The organism is Leisingera sp. ANG59, from assembly GCF_013317235.1.
Classification (GTDB): domain Bacteria; phylum Pseudomonadota; class Alphaproteobacteria; order Rhodobacterales; family Rhodobacteraceae; genus Leisingera.
This window is the reverse complement of sequence record NZ_WLCM01000019.1, coordinates 26,429-43,487: the sequence shown is the minus strand read 5'-3', so window position 1 is coordinate 43,487 and position 17,059 is coordinate 26,429. Positions and strand designations below refer to the sequence as shown.

Genomic DNA, 17,059 nt, shown 5'->3' with positions numbered 1-17,059 from the left:
TGTCGCTCCTTATTCGGCCGCTGCAGCGGCTTTTTCGTTCAGGATGGTCTTGACGCGTGCAGCATTGCGGCGGGCCGCCTTGATGCCTGCGGTCGATTCCAGCTGACCGGTTGCCTGCTGAAAGCGCAGGTTGAAGCTCTCTTTTTTCAGGGATGCGAGCATATCGCGGAGTTCATCCACGGTCTTCTCGCGCAGATCATTGGCGTTCATCGCCTTTGTTCCTTGTCCAAAGCACCAGAAGGCCCCGAGGGTCACCTTGTTACCTGGTGGGTTATGTCAACCGCCCGGAACGGGCAGCAAAAAAGAATCACCTGCCCCTGATCCAGGCCGGACCGGGCGCAAGCGATGGCTCCCTATAGAGGAGAAGGGGGTGAGGGGCAAGGGGGTGTTTGCCCCTCACCCGCCCTGGTGCAGTCAAGCCGTTAATCGCAATCGAAGAGGATACCCTTAGACGCCCGCACTGTACCGTCCGCCATGGTGGTTTGCGTATCCTTGAGCGGCCTGGCGACCTTCAGCGTCGGATGACCGATACGTTTGCAATAAGCAGCTGCTCTCGACTGAATGGCCGAGTGAGAAACTTCGTCCGGGAAGTAGATGATTTCCAGGTGGCTCTCGACGGGGAAGGCAAGAGTGATACCGGTGCGGTCGGCTTCCGCCGGGAATACACGGGCAACAAGGGCAGCGCGCCGCTCATGTACTTTGCCCAGGTCTTTGGAACAGGCTGCAACCGAAGCAACGGCTGCGGCCAAGAGAATGAGTTTTGTCTTCAAAACTGGAGTCCTTTGAGAATATTCAAGCCGGCCCAATGCAACGCAGCGTTGGGCGCTGCGGACGTAGCAGAACGAACTTCAGTCAACAATAGATTGCCGGACTGCCGCGAACACAACTGAACCGGGCCTCGCCGCGCCGCCCTGCATTGGCCGGCTGGCTGGTTTCCCTCAAATGATCTCATCCTCATCGAACATCGCGGCGCCGTCCAGCTGGGCGTTCAGGCTTTCGATGCGGCCTTCGGCTTCCTCCGGGGCGGACACTTTGGCGATGTGGAAGAGGGCGTCGCCCTCGTTGACGATGGGCATGTTGGCGCGGCCGATGATCAGGCCCGGCTGGCTGGCGGTCAGTTCCACCTCCTCCTCCCCGAAGGGGTCGGCGACGATGCCCAGCACCTCGCCCTCCCCCACCATCTCGCCAGTGGTCTTGAAGGCGCGCAACAGACCGCCTGCGGGCGCGCGCTCCCAGCTGCTGTCGCTGGCCTTGACCGGCACCGCCTCAGCCAGCGGCACGCCGTCATCGGGGATCATGCCAAGCGCGTGCATCACCCGCAGGATGCCCGCAACGCCGACGCGGGCGGACTGCTCGTCAAACCGCAGCCCCTCCCCCGCCTCATAGAGCAGGATATCGACGCCGGCCTTCTGCGCTTCCTTGCGCAGGGAGCCGTCGCGCAGGGACGACCGGATCACCACCGGCGCGCCGAAGGCATCGGCATAACCCAGCGTCTCCTGCGACTTGGGCGACACCCGGATCTGCGGCATGTTGGTGCGGTGGATGGCGGCGGAATGCAGGTCGATGCCCAGATCGCAGCGCGCCACCACCTCTGTCATGAACAGATGCGCCAGGCGGCTGGCCAGCGAGCCGCCCTCGCTGCCCGGAAAGGACCGGTTCAGATCGCGCCGGTCCGGCAGGTAGCGGGAGTGGTTCAGGAAGCCGAAGGTGTTGACGATCGGCACCACAATCAGCGTGCCCCTGAGGCGCGAGAACTGGCGGCTGCGCAGCAGGCGGCGGGCAATTTCCACCCCGATCACCTCGTCGCCGTGGATAGCGGCGGAGACAAACAGCGCAGGTCCCTCCTCCGAACCGTGGATCACATGGGCGGACATGGTGACCGGCGTGTGGTCCGACAGCACGCTGACCGGCATATCCACCGTGCGGCGGGTGCCGGGCGGAATGTGGAAGCCACCGATTTCAAAAGGGGAACGCCGCGCCATCTATACCTCCCGCAGAGCCGTTCCGGGAGGCTAAGCGGCTTTGCGGACTTTTACAATTGCGGGGAGCCGAACCGCTAGCCCAATTGCCGCACCTTGTTGAGGATGGTTTCAAATTGCCACCCGTTCGGCAAGCGGGGGAGCCAGAGGCGGGTCTCCCCGGCATGCACCATCATGGCGCCCCTGAAGGTCTTTAGGCGCCGAATGTTTCTGATCGCGACTTCACCGAATGCGCCCTGTTTATCAACCGCCAAAACCCGACGGGTATTGATCACATAAGTGGCTGAGCGGAAAGCCCGGTGAACAAACAGCCAAATCACCAGTGCAACCGGCGCGCAAAGAACAACAACCAGAACCTCGGTCAGCGTGGGTGCAATGCGCGCGTGGACCGCATAAACAAGCTGCTCGCATTCATGGAGCACGATCGGCGTATAGTCATACACAGGCGATGGTCCATGAGCAGGCGGGCGGCACCGAAATACTGATCAGTCCCAGCGGTAGTTGAAGCTGACGCTGATCCGCTCTTCCTCGGCCATGTTCATCGGCACCTCGTGGCGCAGCCAGCTTTCCCACAAGAGCACGTCGCCCACGTCCGGCTTCATGTAGATGAAGGGCTGCAACTCGCGCCGGGCCCGTTTGGTGCGGGTGGGCGCCGCCATCATCCGGGCGGACCGCGGGTCCTCCAGCTTGAGCGCCGAAGCGCCGGCGGGCATCGACACATAGGTGGTGCCGGAGATCACCGAATGCGGGTGCAGGTGGCTGGAATGGGTGCCGCCCTCGGGCAGGATATTGATCCAAAGATCCTCCAGCTTCAGCTCGCGCCCGTCCAGATCGAACTCCAGATCCTTGGCAAAGGCCGCCACATGCTGGTCCAGCGATTTCACCAGGTCGGCAAAGATCGGAAAGCGCCATGGCAGATCGGTGAGCGAGGCATAGGAGGTGTAGCCGGGATAGCCGTTCTCCTCGCACCAGTCCTGGCCGGCATCGTCGTCGCCGGCGATGACAAGGCAGGAGTTTTCCAGTTCCTGCGCGTCAACCTTGGGTCCGTATTCGGACAGCTGCGCGCGGTAGAGGCGGGTCACGAAGAGCGATTCAATCTGGGCCATGGCGCCGTCTTAGCGCAGCACCGGGCAAGAGGCGAGACACCTCCTGCACCTGGCCAAGGATTCCATTCGGCCCCCGGGGTTATTGCCAGCCCTACCCGTCCACCACGGAAATCGGGCAGTCACGGTGCGCGTTTGGCATTCCTATGTGAAAGGGGTTTTGCACCAGGTACCAGACCGGCGCATACCCCGGAGCCTGGGTGCGGGAATACGTGCAGCCGTCGGGCGACGTCCAATGCGTGGCATTGCCGTCGAGGGATACGGTTTCCTGGGAAACGAAACTTTTGGAGATCTGACGTGTCGCCACCGGATTCCGGTAGTTCGTCGCAGGGCCATACATATGGGACAAATCATTGCGGTCAAATTCCATCCCGCCGCAAGCGGGCAGGCTCAAACACAGGGCTGCAGGAACGATCATTCGCATCATGAAGCTTCCCTTTCATCGTTACACACACCGCTACAGAACGCCCGCTAGGGGCAGATTTGGAGCTGTCAATCAATTACAGGCCGAGTATGAGAACAAATGCTGTACATATCGTTAACAGGCGATAGGCCGAGCGGAATGGCCACTGGCCCGCAGCACAAGGAAAAGAGCATGTGTCCGGCGCGTTAACAGGCTTGCCAGCGCCCGGATGCAATGCGGGGATCCGATCCAGTGAAACCCAGCGGCAAGACTGCCACCGCAAAACATGCGTAAGCCAGTCCTTCAGCTGTCCGGGCTTACCGCGGGTTAACCTCCCTTGTGCAAGATTCCCCCGAAACCGCAGAAGCGAAGGCATTGGAATATGCACATTATTTATGAAGACGAAACCTTGCGGCTGGAATCCCTGAAACCGGGGCCGGCACCGGCAAGGGGCACCGTTCTGCTGTCCTTTCCCGGCATCGGTCAAGGGGTGGAGCTGATCGACGTTCAGCAGCCGGAATTCGCCGGGTCGGGGCGCAATTGCAGCAATGTCATCTTTTGCTATGACAAGACCCGGTCCTGGGGAAACAGGCTGGATTGGGACGTGCTGACCAGAACTGTTCAGGAGGTGGCAGGGGGCTGCACGCTGTTTTCGATCGGCAACAGCATGGGCGGCTATTTGGCCATCGTTGCAAGCGCCTTCCTGCCAATTGCCCGGTCGGTCGCCTTTGTGCCGCAGTTCAGCGTCGATCCGGAGGCAGCGCCCGGAGACAGGCGGTGGCGGGTGTACTCCAAGAGCATCAAGAGCTTTCCGATGAAGCCTGCGGGCCATTATTTTGTGCCGGAGACGGAGTATTTCATCTTCTCAAGCGGCACGGGCATGGACGGCCTGCATGCCCAGCTGTTTCCCAGAGGCGCCAATATTCATCACTGGGTCTTTCCCGAAGCCGTCCATTCTCTTGCAGCTGACCTCAAGGAGCGCGGCGAGCTGGACAGTTGCATCCAGGCCAGCCTTGCCGGGGACACGAGTCTCAGCTTCTCGCAGGCCTGCGAACGGCTTAGCCCTGCCGCCGCTCCCAGCCATTTGGTTCCGCTACCGGCTGGCATGCCCTTGCCCGGCCCGGCCTGCAGCCCGGGCCTGACGGGCGCCGCCTAGCGGTGCGGCAGGCTTCGATGCCCTTTCCCAACACACTTCTGGCAGCACTGCGCAGCGACGCAAACCGCAGCAAGCCCCGGCGCTCAATATTCGGCACAAAGCCTCCAGCATTCCGGCCACAGCGCAGCCGCCAGCTGTGAAGCTGCCGCGGCAGCCGGTCTGGCAGTTGTTGCTTTTCCCGCTCCAGCCGTGGGCGCAGGGCTTGCAGTGTGTGCAGGCGCGCTGGCCGCCGCGCAGCCATACCCATAGCCGCCCTGCCCCGGGTAAAAAACTGCAGGCTGCCCAGGGGGACGACGGATTTTTCGCTGGATTTTCACGGTGACCCTCGGCTCTTTGGCACGCTATCTGCGGGCCAAGAACCTGGGCTCCGAGATCTACCAGCTCACGCCTGACAGGGCGGTGCGGCTGTAAGATACCCATGTTGCCGACAAGAAAGGCCCCCGCTGATCACTCAGCGGGGGCCTTTGATTTGTTCAGACCGGGTGCGCCCTTGCCGCCTTTGCAGGCAAAAACGACTAGCACATACGGCGGCAGAGCCGCCGTTTACCAGTCTTCGCGGACCACGACGCGGGTCTTGACCGGCAGCTTCATCGCGGCCAGGCGCAGGGCCTCGCGGGCGATTTCATCGCTGACGCCGTCGATCTCGAACATCACGCGGCCAGGCTTAACCTTGGCTGCCCAGTAGTCCACGGAGCCTTTACCTTTACCCATACGGACTTCGGTCGGCTTCGAGGTCACCGGAGTGTCCGGGAAGATACGGATCCAAACACGGCCCTGACGCTTCATGTGGCGGGTCATGGCACGGCGGGCAGCTTCGATCTGGCGTGCAGTCACACGCTCAGGCTGGGTCGCCTTCAGGCCATAGGTGCCGAAGTTCAGGTCGGAACCGCCTTTTGCCAGGCCGTGGATCCGGCCCTTGTGCATCTTGCGGAATTTAGTGCGCTTTGGCTGAAGCATCTCAAATCCTCCTTAGCGACGGCCGCCACCAGCACCACGGGGTGCAGGGCCGTCCTGGATTTCTTGTGCTTTACGGTCACGCGCCGAAGGATCGTGCTCCATGATCTCGCCTTTGAAGATCCAGACCTTGATCCCGATGATCCCGTAGGGAGTCATCGCTTCGGAGTGTGCGTAATCGATGTCGGCACGCAGGGTGTGCAGCGGCACGCGGCCCTCACGATACCATTCGGTACGCGCGATTTCCGCACCGCCCAGACGGCCAGCGACGTTCACCCGGATACCCAGGGCGCCCATGCGCATGGCGTTCTGCACGGCCCGTTTCATGGCACGGCGGAAGGACACACGGCGCTCCAGCTGCTGAGCGATGGACTCGCCGACCAGCTGGGCGTCCAGTTCCGGCTTGCGCACTTCAACGATGTTGAGGTGCAGCTCGGAGTCGGTCATCTTGGCGATTTTCTTGCGCAGGACTTCGATGTCCGCGCCTTTCTTGCCGATGATGACGCCCGGACGGGCGGTGTGAATGGTCACGCGGCATTTCTTGTGCGGGCGTTCGATGATGACGCGCGCAATGCCAGCCTGCTTGCATTCTTCCTTGATGAACTCGCGGATTTTCAGGTCCTCGAGCAGCAGATCACCGTAGTCTTTGGTGTCGGCGTACCAGCGGCTGTCCCAGGTGCGGTTGACCTGAAGGCGCATGCCGATCGGATTGACTTTCTGACCCATTAGGCTTGCTCCTCAACTTGACGCACCTTGATGGTGATCTCCGCGAACGGCTTCAGGATTTTGCCGAACCGGCCACGGGCACGCGGACGACCGCGCTTCATGGTCAGGTTCTTGCCAACCCATGCCTCGGCGACGATCAGCTCATCGACGTCCAGGTTGTGGTTGTTTTCAGCATTCGCGATGGCGGACTGAAGGCATTTCTTCACGTCCTGCGCGATCCGCTTGTTGGAGAAAGTCAGGTCGGTCAGGGCCTTCTCGACTTTCTTGCCGCGGATCATCTGAGCCACCAGGTTCAGTTTCTGCGGGGAGGTACGGAGCATGCGCAGTTTTGCCATTGCTTCGTTGTCTGCCACGCGGCGGGGGTTCTTTTCCTTGCCCATGACTTACTTCCGCTTCGCTTTTTTGTCTGCGGCGTGGCCATAATAGGTGCGGGTCGGCGAGTATTCACCGAACTTCTGACCGATCATGTCTTCCGAGACGTTGACGGGGATATGCTTCTGGCCGTTGTACACACCAAAGGTCAGGCCGACGAACTGCGGCAGGATGGTGGAACGGCGCGACCAGATCTTGATCACTTCATTGCGGCCCGATTCACGCGCTGCTTCGGCCTTCTTCAGGACGTAAGCATCAACGAAGGGGCCCTTCCATACGGAACGTGCCATGGATTAGCGGCCTTTCTTCTTGGCGTGGCGCGAGCGGACGATAAGCTTCTGCGACGCCTTGTTTTTGTTGCGGGTCCGTTTGCCCTTGGTCGGTTTGCCCCAGGGGGTCACCGGGTGGCGGCCACCGGAGGTCCGGCCTTCACCACCGCCGTGGGGGTGGTCGATCGGGTTCATCACGACACCACGCACGGAGGGACGCTTGCCCTTGTGGCGCATACGGCCGGCTTTACCGAAGTTCTGGTTCGAGTTGTCGGGGTTCGACACGGCACCGACGGTGGCCATGCATTCCTGACGGACCAGGCGCAGTTCGCCCGAGGACAGGCGGATCTGAGCGTAACCGCCGTCACGGCCAACGAACTGAGCGTAGGTACCGGCTGCACGGGCGATCTGGCCGCCTTTGCCGGGCTTCATTTCGATGTTGTGAACGATGGTACCGATCGGCATGCCCGAGAACGGCATTGCGTTGCCCGGCTTGATGTCGGCTTTTGCAGACGCGACAACCTTGTCGCCAACAGCCAGACGCTGCGGCGCCAGGATGTAGGCTTGCTCGCCGTCTTCGTATTTGATCAGCGCGATGAATGCGGTCCGGTTCGGGTCGTATTCGATCCGCTCAACGGTGGCCGCTACATCAAATTTGTTCCGTTTGAAGTCAACGATCCGGTAGAGGCGCTTTGCGCCGCCGCCACGGCGGCGTGCAGTGATCCGTCCGGTGTTGTTCCGGCCGCCCGATTTGGTCAGGCCCTCAGTGAGGGATTTGACCGGACGCCCTTTCCAAAGCTCCGAACGGTCGATCAGAACCAGCCCACGCTGGCCCGGCGTCGTCGGTTTATACGACTTGAGTGCCATGCTTTCTGTCTTCCGTTTAGCGTGCCAGGCCTTAGGTTCTTGTCTTTGGCCCGGCTATGTTGAAAGCCCCCCGAAGGTGGCCGAGTTATAGGGCCCCGAAGGTCCCCGAGTTCGAACATCCTGACAAACATAACGACCCCGGAAACGAATCCGGGGTCTTCAGGATGGATGGCGTTTAGCAGAGTCGCCGGGAGGTGGCAATGACAGAGTTCCGGCTTTTCCAGGTTCGGCCGCAGAGCGGCCAGAAACATGCGCCAGCCACTGGAATTGCTCTGCCGGATCGGCGCTACCGTATGTCACGGCCCAGCATTGCCGCCCCGTGCGAAGCAATGCCAAAGCGTGCCGACCCCCTTTGCCTACCCGGCTTGAAGCGGCCAGTGCTCAGCCTGCCATTCGCGGGCCCAGGCCATGAACCGGGTGCTGTTCATCGGGCGCCCGAAGGCATAGCCCTGCAGGATGGCGGCCCCAATCCCGGACAGGACTTCCGCCTCTCCGGCGGTTTCGACACCTTCCACGACGGCTACAGCGCCGGCGCTTGAAGCCATTTCGATCAGCCCCCGCATCAAGTCGCGGCGGACAGGCTTCTTGTCGATCCCGGTGGTGAACATGCGGTCGATCTTGAGCCTGTCCGGCTTCAGCGCCAGCACCCCCGCGATACTGGCGTGGCCGGTGCCGAAATCATCAATCTCGATACCGATGCCCATCGCCTTGATCGCATTGATCTGCTTGGTGTAACCGTCGCTCACATGGTCCAGAAAGACGGTCTCCAGAAGCTCGAACGCGAGGCCGCTGGAAGGGATGTCCGTGCGCTGTTTCAGCTCTTCGATCAGGCCCGGATGGCCCAGCCGCTCTGCCGAGACATTCACCGAGATGCTGGGCAGAACGACACCCTGGCGCGCAAACTCCCAATAGGCCGACAGGGCAATATCCAGAACCCGCCGGTCCAGCTCCGCCAGCATGTTCACCTCCTTTGCAATCGGCACGAAAACATCCGGGCCGACTACGCCGCGGCGGGGATGGTTCCAGCGGGCCAGCGCCTCGCATCCGGCCAGTGCTCCTGTTTTGCCATCGACCTGGGGCTGGAAAGTGACCTCGATCTCGTTTTTCTCGAAAGCCTGCTTGAAATCCCGGATCAGGTCCATCTTCTCGTCATGGGCGGAGCCGATGGAGGCGGAATAAGCATTCACGCAGGAGCGCCCGTCTGCCTTGGAGGCATAAAGCGCCAGATCCGCCCGCCGCAGCGCAGACAGGAGGGGTTCCTCCGGCGCGCAAATTGCAAATCCGATGGAGGCGCCGACCTGAAGGCCGGTATCCTTGTAAGTGACCGGCTGAAGCAGCGCGAACAGCAGGTCGCAACAGAATTCATTTGCTTCTGCCTCGCTGCCGGAAAACTCCATCAGAACGGCAAATTCGTCGCCGCCGATGCGGAAGGCAAAGTCCCGCCCGTTCTTAATCAGGGATGAAATCCGCTTTGCTGCGTGTTCCAGAACCAGATCGCCGGCTTCGTGGCCATAGGTGTCGTTGATTTCCTTGAACCGGTCGAGGTCCAGCGCGATGACCAGCGTGCCGGCTTGCTGCTCCGCCGCTGGCGCTGCTGCTATTTCCTCAAGGTGCTTGCGGTTGCCAAGTCCGGTGAGCTTGTCGTGCCGTGCCGACCAGGCGCTCTCCTCCTGCGCCTCGCGCATTGCTTCAAACGCTTCCTCCGCCAGCTCCCGGCTCATCCTCTCCTTGCGGATCGATTCCACGCGCAGGCTGATCTCATCCTCAACCCGGTCGAGAACCCGGTTGTAGCGGAACGCCAGTGCGCCCAGTTCAGAGGACCGTTCGACACGCACGCGCCTGCTGAAAGATCCTGACCGCTGATGCTGCTTCATCTCCTCCAGCAGCTCCAGCAGCGCGTTGCGCTGGTTGTTTTCCGCCAGGTTCAATCCCCGCACTTCGTCTTTCGGGTGCGCCCTAAGCAGCCCAGCCGCCTTGAGGCAAACGGCCAGCGGCGCCGTGCAGCAGATCACCCAAGCCGCAACGGCAGCAGCCCCCATTGCCTGGACCCCCAGCTGCCCCAGCCGGCTGCCTGCCGGCAGCAGTTCCAGCGGAACCGTGAAGGCCACCGCCAGCGTGCCCACGAGACCCGCTGCCAGATGCACAGGAACCGCACCCACCACGTCATCGATTTTCAGCGCATCCAGAATGTCCCGGGCAACGATGACCGTGACCGATCCCGCGATGCCGATCACAAAGGCCATCGGTCCCGTCACCAGATGAATACCGGCAGTGCCCGCCACCAGCCCGCCAAGAAAGCCGTTGACCAGGATCTCGGCCCGGACGCAGCGGAACAGCCCGAGGCCGATGGCGATGCTGGCGATTCCCGCACCAGCCGCCGACAGCATGGTGCGGGCAATCACAGGCCCGACATCACTGCTGAAGGCAAGGGCCGATCCGCCGTTGAATGCGCCCCAGCCGACCCACAGCAGCAAGCCGCCCAGGGTGACAAGGGAAATGGAGTTTTCCTCGAAGAAGCGTTTCTTCGGCCCGTAGCGGCCCAGCCGCGGCCCCAAAAACACAACTGCCACAAGCGCAGTCCAACCGCCGACACTGTGCACCACCGTCGCCCCGGCAAAATCGATGAAACCGGCCTGCCGCAGCCAGCCTGCGTCGTTCCAGACCCAATGACCTGCGACCGGGTAGATGAAGGCGCCCAGCATGACCGACATCACCATGTAGCCCAGGAACCTCTCCCGCTCGGCCACGGCGCCTGAGACAATTGTGGCCGCGGTGGAGGCAAAGGCCATCTGAAACAGGAAAATGGCAGCCGAATGTCCGGCGGCATTGTCGAGCCGGGGCCAAAAACCGCCGACACCGAACAGCCCGCCAAAGCTGGGCCCGAACATCAGACCGAAACCGGTCAGCCAGAAGGCGGTGCTAACGACACAGACATCCGACAGGTTTTTGAGGGCAACGTTGGCGGCATTCTTGGCCCGCACAGTGCCGGATTCCAGGCACAGGAAGCCGGATTGCAGAACAAGTACCAGCAATGCGGAGATCAGGATCCAGATGGCATCAGCTTCAGACATTCAAAAACCCTCATTGGGAGCGAGAACTCATCACGAACGCTACCTTAGATTGTGAATGTCAAAATTTCCTTTCCGTCTGGCCTAACTGTTTTCTGCGTGTGGTAGGGCTTCTTCCAGCTCCGTCAGGAGCCTCACAACTGGCTCCTTGTCGGGCGCGGCGCAAGAAACGCCGCCCTTTCTTTCACAGCAGGTGTCATGGCCCGGAAGACTTTGGCGCAATTACCGCAGCAGCCTTGATCCCGCCGACAGCTTGCCCAAAAGGAGAACTCCGCGGCAGGCATCAGGACAGGAAGGCCGAATCAGAATGCCGTTCTAGCAGTTCCTGAACCAGAGGGTTCGGGAACCGGCGGCGGAGCGTGACCGCATAAAATGTTTCCTGGATCCGGGGATGCTCCCTGGCTTCCCTGAGCCGGCCGGAATTCAGCTCGTCCGTCACGACAATAGGCGCAACGAGGGCCAGCCCGATATCCTCGCGTGCCAAGAGCCGCATCATGGCCATGTCATCCACCTCTGCGGCGATCTGCGGGCGGGCTGACAACCGGCTGGCCAGAGCGTCGAAGGCCGCGCGCACGCTGCTGCCGGCGGTGGGCAGAATGAAAGGCTGATCTAGGAGCAGCTCCCTGAGCGGGCGGTCCGGTTCCAGCCGCCCCGGCGTCCCAACGATGCTGACGTCTTGCTCGCCGATCTTGTGCGTTTCATAGGGTGTCAGGCTGTCGTCGGGCGGCGGCTGGTTCATCAGCACCAGATCGACATTGAGTGTCCCCAGGCCTTCGAGCAACTCCGCCGGGCTGCCGGACCGCAGGACCACCTCGACATCGCTGCGGGACAGGATCGGCCGCAAAAAACCGATCTGGAAGTTGCGGGACAGGGTTGCCAGCGCACCCACACGCAAGGCCTTCCGGCTTTGGACCTTTCCCGACAAGGTGGCGACAAGTTCCTGGCCGGTCGAAAAAATCGCATCCGCGTGGCCCAGGGCGATACGCCCGGCCTCAGTCAGATGAAGCTGCCGTCCGCGCCGCTCGAACAGGTCGTGGCCCAAGCGCTCCTCCAGTTGCTTGATCTGAACCGACAGCGCCGACTGCGACAGATTCAGCCGCTGCGCGGTGCGGGTCAGGTTGCCGTCATGCGCAACCGCCCAGAAGTACCGGAGGTGATGATAGTTCAACGGCATTCGTTCTGTTTAATAGAACCAAATCCATCAAACAATGAATTTTTATCACGACAAGCCCTGCCCTATGCATCTCCAAATGTCTCTGACCGTGAAAACTGAAGGGGTTCGATCATGACCTATCTCTTCCTGCCTCTCCTCAGCCCGCTTGCCCTGCTGGCGGCGGGTTTCTATGCGTTCCGTAATCCCGGCAGGCGCCCCGGTCGGGTGCCTGCACTGGCCGAGGCCGCCGCATTCATCGCTTTTGCCATCGCGGCCGCAGCTGCCGCGCTTCTTGTGGTGAACGGCCCAGGCACTTCGGCATTGATCGGGCTTTTTGGGGCCGGGCTTTCGGTGAAGCTGGACGCGGTAAGCGCGGTGATGCTGGTCCTGGTCAGCTTCATCGGATGGATCGTTCTGCGTTTTTCCAAGACCTACCTGGACGGCGAAGACCGGCAGGGCGCCTTCACGGGATGGGTGAGCACCGCTTTGGCCTCCGTGCTTCTGCTGGTGATGTCCGGCAACCTTGTTCAGCTGTTTGCCGCCTGGACATTGACCAGCCTGGCGCTGAACCGGTTGCTGCTGTTCTACCCCGAACGCGCGACGGCCCGGCGGGCCGCCCGCAAGAAGGCCGTTGTCGCGCGGCTGAGCGAGGCCGCGCTGGCCGGTGCTGTTGTACTGCTGATCGCCGCAACCGGAACCACCGACATCGAAACCATCCTGTCCGCGGCCGGGGCAGGCTGGCTCACGGCGGCGGCGGCCCTGCTGATCGCCGCGGCGGCGGTGCTTGCCTCAGCCCAGTTCCCGCTGCATGGCTGGCTGACCGAGGTGATGGAGGCGCCTACACCTGTGTCCGCCCTTTTGCATGCGGGCGTGATCAACGCGGGCGGGTTCCTGCTGATCCGGTTTGCAGACGTTATGCTTCTGGCGCCGGGGGTGATGGCGCTGCTGGTCATGCTCGGCGGGTTCACGGCGCTGTTTGGCGGCCTGGTGATGCTGACCCAGCCAGCAGTCAAGACTTCGCTGGCCTGGTCGACCATCGCGCAGATGGCCTTCATGATCATGCAATGCGGCCTGGCGCTTTTTCCACTTGCCCTGCTCCATATCGTGGCGCACTCGCTTTATAAGGCGCATGCCTTCCTCAGCTCAGGCGAGGCGGTGCGCAATGTCGCCGCGATCCGCCGGCCCGGCCCGGTTGCGGTGCCAAGCGCACGCAACGTGCTGCAGGCCTTTGCCATTGCCATCGTGATCTACTGCGGCTTGGGCGCGGTTCTGGGATTTGACGGCAAGTCGGTCCAGGCCATTGCCCTGGGCGTGATCCTGATCTTCGGCGTCGCCTACCTGCTGGCGCAGGGCTTTGCCGATGCGGCACCGCGGGCACTGATGCAGCGGACCGCGGCCTATGCCCTGGCCGCCTCGGTCAGCTACTTTGCCCTGCAGGTCATCGCCCAGCATCTGACCGCCGGCAGCCTGCCGCCGGCCCCGAGCCCCGGCCCGCTGGAATGGGCGCTGATCCTCCTTGCCCTCGCAAGCTTTGGCCTGGTGGCCGTGGCACAGGCGACCTTCCCGCTCTGGGCATCTCACCCGGCGGCCGCCGGACTGCGCGTCCACCTGACCAACGGTCTCTATGCCAACGCGATCTTCGACAAGCTGCTGGACGGATGGTCCAAGCGCGCTGCCGCCTGAAAGGAAACACGCTCATGTTTGCGAAACTCGAGTCCTACCCTGCCGCCCTGCTGGAACTGGTTGCCGAAGCCAAAACCGCCGCCAAGGCGATCCCGCCGCTCTTCCCGCTCTCTGCCAATGTTGCGGTGAACCCGTTCCTTGGCCAGACCGGCGAGCCCCTGGCTGTTACCGCTGCGCGCCTTGAGCGCGCAGGGGGCGCCCGGATTACACCGCCGCGCGCGCATTGGGCGCAGAAACTGGAGGCAGGCAGCATCACCGAAGCCGACTTGCAGGACGCTCTGGCTGCAGCCGAAGGCCGCTTCAATGCGCCAAGCCTGCAGGACATTAAAACCGCCCTGGCCAGCGAGACCGCTGAACCCAAAGCCCTTCCCACCGTGGCCGAACTGGCCGCGGAGGTTTCGGGCATCGACTGGCCCGGACTGATTGAGGACCGCATCAGCGTATGGGCCGCCAGTCATTTCGACCAGGGGCAGGCCCTGTGGCAGCAGAGCGGCTCCGGCGGCGCCTTCAGTGCCTGGCGGGACTTTGCCGCGCGAGATCTGACGCCGGAAATCCATGGCCTGACCGGGTTCTGCGCCTTCGTGGCGGACACCAACCGGTCGCATTGGCGCGCGATCGGCCGGGCGTCGGAAACTCTTGGTGTCACCTCCAGCGCCGCGGCAACTGCGTTCCACCGCTGGCTGATGACGCTGGGCGGCTGGGCCCAGTACAGCCGCTATCTTCTGTGGCAGGCGGAACTGGAGGGCAGGCAGGACAGCACGGTGACAGAGCTTCTGGCCATCCGCTTGGTCTTTGATGAAGCCCTGTTCGAATTGTACAAGGAGCAGATCCTGGCACGCTGGGCAGAGGTTGTTGCAGCCCATCAGGCCCCGGTCACCCCGTCGCAGGATCAGGTCATCGACGTCGTTCTTCAGGACGCCGCAGAACGGGCCGGGCAACGCGCCTTGGAGGCCAGGCTGCTGCAGGGCAAACCGCAGGAAACCGAAGGGCGCCCGGAGGTGCAGGCAGCCTTTTGCATCGACGTGCGTTCCGAAGTGTTCCGTCGTGCACTGGAAGCGCAAAGCAGCAGCATCCAGACCATCGGTTTTGCCGGCTTCTTCGGCCTTGCCAGCGCCCACAAGGCAGCAGGCTCGGATGTGACGGAAATGCGCAACCCGGTGCTGCTGCAGCCCGGCCTGTCCTCCCGGGCAAGTGAACCCGGGCAAGCCGATCTCAACCGCCGCTATTCGGCGCGGGCAAAACGCGCCTGGGGCCGGTTCAAGCTCGCCGCTGTTTCGTCCTTTGCGTTTGTGGAGGCCGCAGGCCCGATCTATGTGGGCAAGCTGCTCCGGGAGGCGCTGGGTCTGAACAGCTTGCCAGCGGCAGATCCCGCACCAGTGATGGACCCGGCAATCGGCTTGGAAACCCGAGTTGGAATGGCGAAGTCGGTGCTGACGGCTATGTCGCTGACGGAGAATTTCGCGCAGATCGTGATGCTGACGGGCCACGGCGCCCGCGTGACCAACAATCCGCACGAAAGCGCGTTGCACTGCGGCGCCTGCGGCGGTTACGCCGGAGATGTTAATGCCAGGCTGCTTGCCGGCCTTCTGAACGACCGCAGCGTGCAGGCTGGCCTGCGCGAAAAAGGGATCCGGATTCCTGCCGATACCGTGTTCCTGCCGGCGCTCCACCATACCACAACCGACGATCTGACCCTGTTTGAACAGGACTTGCCGGAAGCAAAGCCGGAAAAAGAGCTCGAGCAGCTGAAAAAATGGCTCGCCGCAGCCGGCAGCCTGGCGCGTGCCGAGCGCGCATTGCGCCTGCCGCGCGCGGACCGCGCCGCTGCGATCGCCCGGCGGGCGCGGGATTGGGCTGAAACACGCCCTGAGTGGGGCCTGGCAGGGTGCCGTGCCTTCGTCGCCGCACCGCGCCACCGTACCGACGGCGCGGATCTCTCCGGGCAGGCCTTTCTGCACAACTACGATTGGCACCGTGACGACGGATTCGGTGTACTCGAACTGATCATGACGGCCCCCGTGGTTGTCGCAAGCTGGATCAGCCTCCAGTACTACGGCTCCACCGTGGCGCCGTCCCTGTTCGGCGGCGGCAACAAGCTGCTTCACAACGTGGTCGGCGGCATAGGCGTGCTCGAGGGTAACACCGGCGCCCCGCGTCCGGGGCTGCCGTGGCAATCGGTCCACGACGGCACCGGTCTGCAGCACGATCCGCTGCGCCTGACCGTGATCATAGAAGCCCCGCGCGACGCGATGTCGGAGATCCTGAAACGTCACCCCGGGGTACGCGACCTGTTTGACAACGGCTGGCTGCACCTGATCGCAATGGACAGCGAAGGCAAGCTGGCCTGGCGCTACCGCCCCGGGCTCAAATGGGCACGTTTCAACGAGCGCTCCGCCCCCCCCCGTGCGATGGCTGCAGAATAGCCCGCCTGTACCTGAGTGGAAAGAATGGCAATCGGGCGGCACCGGTCTGAAGATTACAGATCTTGTGCCGCCTCCGGCTTGCTCCGAGGGCCAGAGCTTTGATACCTTCCGCCGTTAGTTTCTCTTCCAAACCAAAAGCAGGATCCGCGTTCTTGCTGCTCATACTGCTGATTTCCGCTGAGATCTGACCCGGGACAGGCGAAAGTTTTCATCGAGAATTGACCCATGTGTGACGGTGCCCCTGGCTTTTATCGGCAGGGTTTATTGGAGTGATCGACAAGGCATTTTTGAGTGTGATCCGACGCTGAGCGCTTCGGGATCAGATGTCTATTCGGGAGATAGCGAGGCGAACGGGCCTCTCCCGCAACACCATTCGCAAGTATTTACGTTCGGGTGCTGTTGAGCCCCGGTTTCAGGTCCCGCAGCGTCCAAGCAAGCTGGACCCTTTCGCGGACAAGCTGTCTGCTTGGCTTGCCGCGGAATTGCGCAAACCCCGCAAGCAGCGGCGCACTGCCAAGCAGCTGCATGTGGACCTGGCGGCTCCTGGCTTTACCGGCTCGTACGGGCGGGTGGCGGCCTTCGCGCGGGCATGGCGCGCGAAACGCCAGCGCATTCAGCAGCCGGCAGGCCGCGGGACGTTTGTTCCTCTGGTGTTTCAGCCGGGCGAAGCCTTCCAATTCGACTGGAGCGAAGACTGGGCGATCCTCGGTGGAGAGCACACCAAGCTCCAGGTTGCCCATATCAAGCTGTCGCACAGCCGGGCCTTCCTGGTCCGGGCCTACCTTCTGCAAACCCATGAGATGCTGTTTGACGCGCATTGGCATGCGTTCCGGGTCTTCGGCGGCGTGCCCCGGCGCGGGATTTATGATTACGTGCCCGGGCACGTAATCGTACTTTTGTGGC

General features: G+C 62.5%; 16 protein-coding genes and 1 pseudogene. 4 read left to right on the top strand and 13 right to left on the bottom strand.

Annotation, left to right across the window (positions count from 1 at the left end):
* Positions 1-9 precede the first annotated feature (9 nt).
* The 6 genes from rpmC to GKC28_RS16255 form a co-directional block, all read right to left on the bottom strand.
* On the bottom strand, positions 10-210 hold the full coding sequence (rpmC, locus tag GKC28_RS16280) for a 50S ribosomal protein L29 (RefSeq protein WP_039125973.1): 201 nt from the start codon (positions 208-210) through the stop codon (positions 10-12).
* A 212-nt stretch (positions 211-422) separates the two neighbouring features.
* A complete protein-coding gene (locus tag GKC28_RS16275) occupies positions 423-770 on the bottom strand; it encodes a hypothetical protein (protein ID WP_174148063.1) in 348 nt (115 codons plus the stop codon).
* A 168-nt stretch (positions 771-938) separates the two neighbouring features.
* The gene (locus GKC28_RS16270; RefSeq protein WP_174148062.1) at positions 939-1,982 is read right to left on the bottom strand and encodes a succinylglutamate desuccinylase/aspartoacylase family protein; all 1,044 of its coding nucleotides are present in this window, start codon (positions 1,980-1,982) and stop codon (positions 939-941) included.
* A 74-nt stretch (positions 1,983-2,056) separates the two neighbouring features.
* Positions 2,057-2,422: a hypothetical protein gene (locus GKC28_RS16265; protein WP_174148061.1), complete on the bottom strand. Its 366-nt coding sequence runs from the start codon at positions 2,420-2,422 to the stop codon at positions 2,057-2,059.
* A gap of 42 nt (positions 2,423-2,464) precedes the next feature.
* Positions 2,465-3,085, bottom strand: a complete 621-nt coding sequence (locus GKC28_RS16260) for a 2OG-Fe(II) oxygenase family protein (RefSeq protein WP_174148060.1) — start codon at positions 3,083-3,085, stop codon at positions 2,465-2,467.
* 91 nt (positions 3,086-3,176) lie between these two features.
* Positions 3,177-3,509, bottom strand: a complete 333-nt coding sequence (locus tag GKC28_RS16255) for a hypothetical protein (protein WP_174148059.1) — start codon at positions 3,507-3,509, stop codon at positions 3,177-3,179.
* Between the two features lie 358 nt (positions 3,510-3,867).
* Here GKC28_RS16255 and GKC28_RS16250 point away from each other — a divergent pair, with 358 nt between their 5' ends.
* On the top strand, positions 3,868-4,641 hold the full coding sequence (locus GKC28_RS16250) for a hypothetical protein (RefSeq protein WP_174148058.1): 774 nt from the start codon (positions 3,868-3,870) through the stop codon (positions 4,639-4,641).
* A 543-nt stretch (positions 4,642-5,184) separates the two neighbouring features.
* On the opposite strand, the gene rplP is transcribed toward GKC28_RS16250, so the two are convergent.
* From rplP to GKC28_RS16215, 7 genes are all read right to left on the bottom strand, one after another.
* Complete coding sequence (rplP, locus tag GKC28_RS16245; RefSeq protein WP_019297988.1) at positions 5,185-5,598, bottom strand: 50S ribosomal protein L16; 414 nt, start codon at positions 5,596-5,598, stop codon at positions 5,185-5,187.
* 12 nt (positions 5,599-5,610) lie between these two features.
* On the bottom strand, positions 5,611-6,321 hold the full coding sequence (rpsC, locus tag GKC28_RS16240; protein ID WP_019297987.1) for a 30S ribosomal protein S3: 711 nt from the start codon (positions 6,319-6,321) through the stop codon (positions 5,611-5,613).
* The gene (gene rplV, locus GKC28_RS16235) at positions 6,321-6,701 is read right to left on the bottom strand and encodes a 50S ribosomal protein L22 (protein ID WP_008557868.1); all 381 of its coding nucleotides are present in this window, start codon (positions 6,699-6,701) and stop codon (positions 6,321-6,323) included. The genes rpsC and rplV overlap by 1 nt, the downstream gene beginning before the upstream one ends.
* Before the next feature lie 3 nt (positions 6,702-6,704).
* On the bottom strand, positions 6,705-6,983 hold the full coding sequence (rpsS, locus tag GKC28_RS16230; protein ID WP_008554066.1) for a 30S ribosomal protein S19: 279 nt from the start codon (positions 6,981-6,983) through the stop codon (positions 6,705-6,707).
* A 3-nt stretch (positions 6,984-6,986) separates the two neighbouring features.
* Positions 6,987-7,829, bottom strand: a complete 843-nt coding sequence (gene rplB / locus GKC28_RS16225; protein ID WP_019297986.1) for a 50S ribosomal protein L2 — start codon at positions 7,827-7,829, stop codon at positions 6,987-6,989.
* Between the two features lie 356 nt (positions 7,830-8,185).
* Positions 8,186-10,900 (bottom strand): EAL domain-containing protein, encoded by a 2,715-nt coding sequence (locus GKC28_RS16220; protein ID WP_174148057.1) that lies wholly within the window; start codon positions 10,898-10,900, stop codon positions 8,186-8,188.
* A 280-nt stretch (positions 10,901-11,180) separates the two neighbouring features.
* On the bottom strand, positions 11,181-12,071 hold the full coding sequence (locus tag GKC28_RS16215) for a LysR family transcriptional regulator (protein WP_174148056.1): 891 nt from the start codon (positions 12,069-12,071) through the stop codon (positions 11,181-11,183).
* Positions 12,072-12,182: 111 nt separating this feature from the next.
* On the opposite strand from GKC28_RS16215, the gene GKC28_RS16210 reads away from it, so the two are divergent.
* The 3 genes and pseudogenes from GKC28_RS16210 to istA form a co-directional block, all read left to right on the top strand.
* Entirely contained in the window at positions 12,183-13,733 is a 1,551-nt protein-coding gene (locus GKC28_RS16210) for a proton-conducting transporter membrane subunit (RefSeq protein WP_174148055.1), read from the top strand.
* Positions 13,734-13,747: 14 nt separating this feature from the next.
* Positions 13,748-16,156: a YbcC family protein gene (locus tag GKC28_RS16205; RefSeq protein ID WP_174148054.1), complete on the top strand. Its 2,409-nt coding sequence runs from the start codon at positions 13,748-13,750 to the stop codon at positions 16,154-16,156.
* 323 nt (positions 16,157-16,479) lie between these two features.
* Positions 16,480-17,025: pseudogene (istA, locus tag GKC28_RS16200) on the top strand (IS21 family transposase); the annotation flags it as partial.
* Positions 17,026-17,059: the final 34 nt, after the last annotated feature.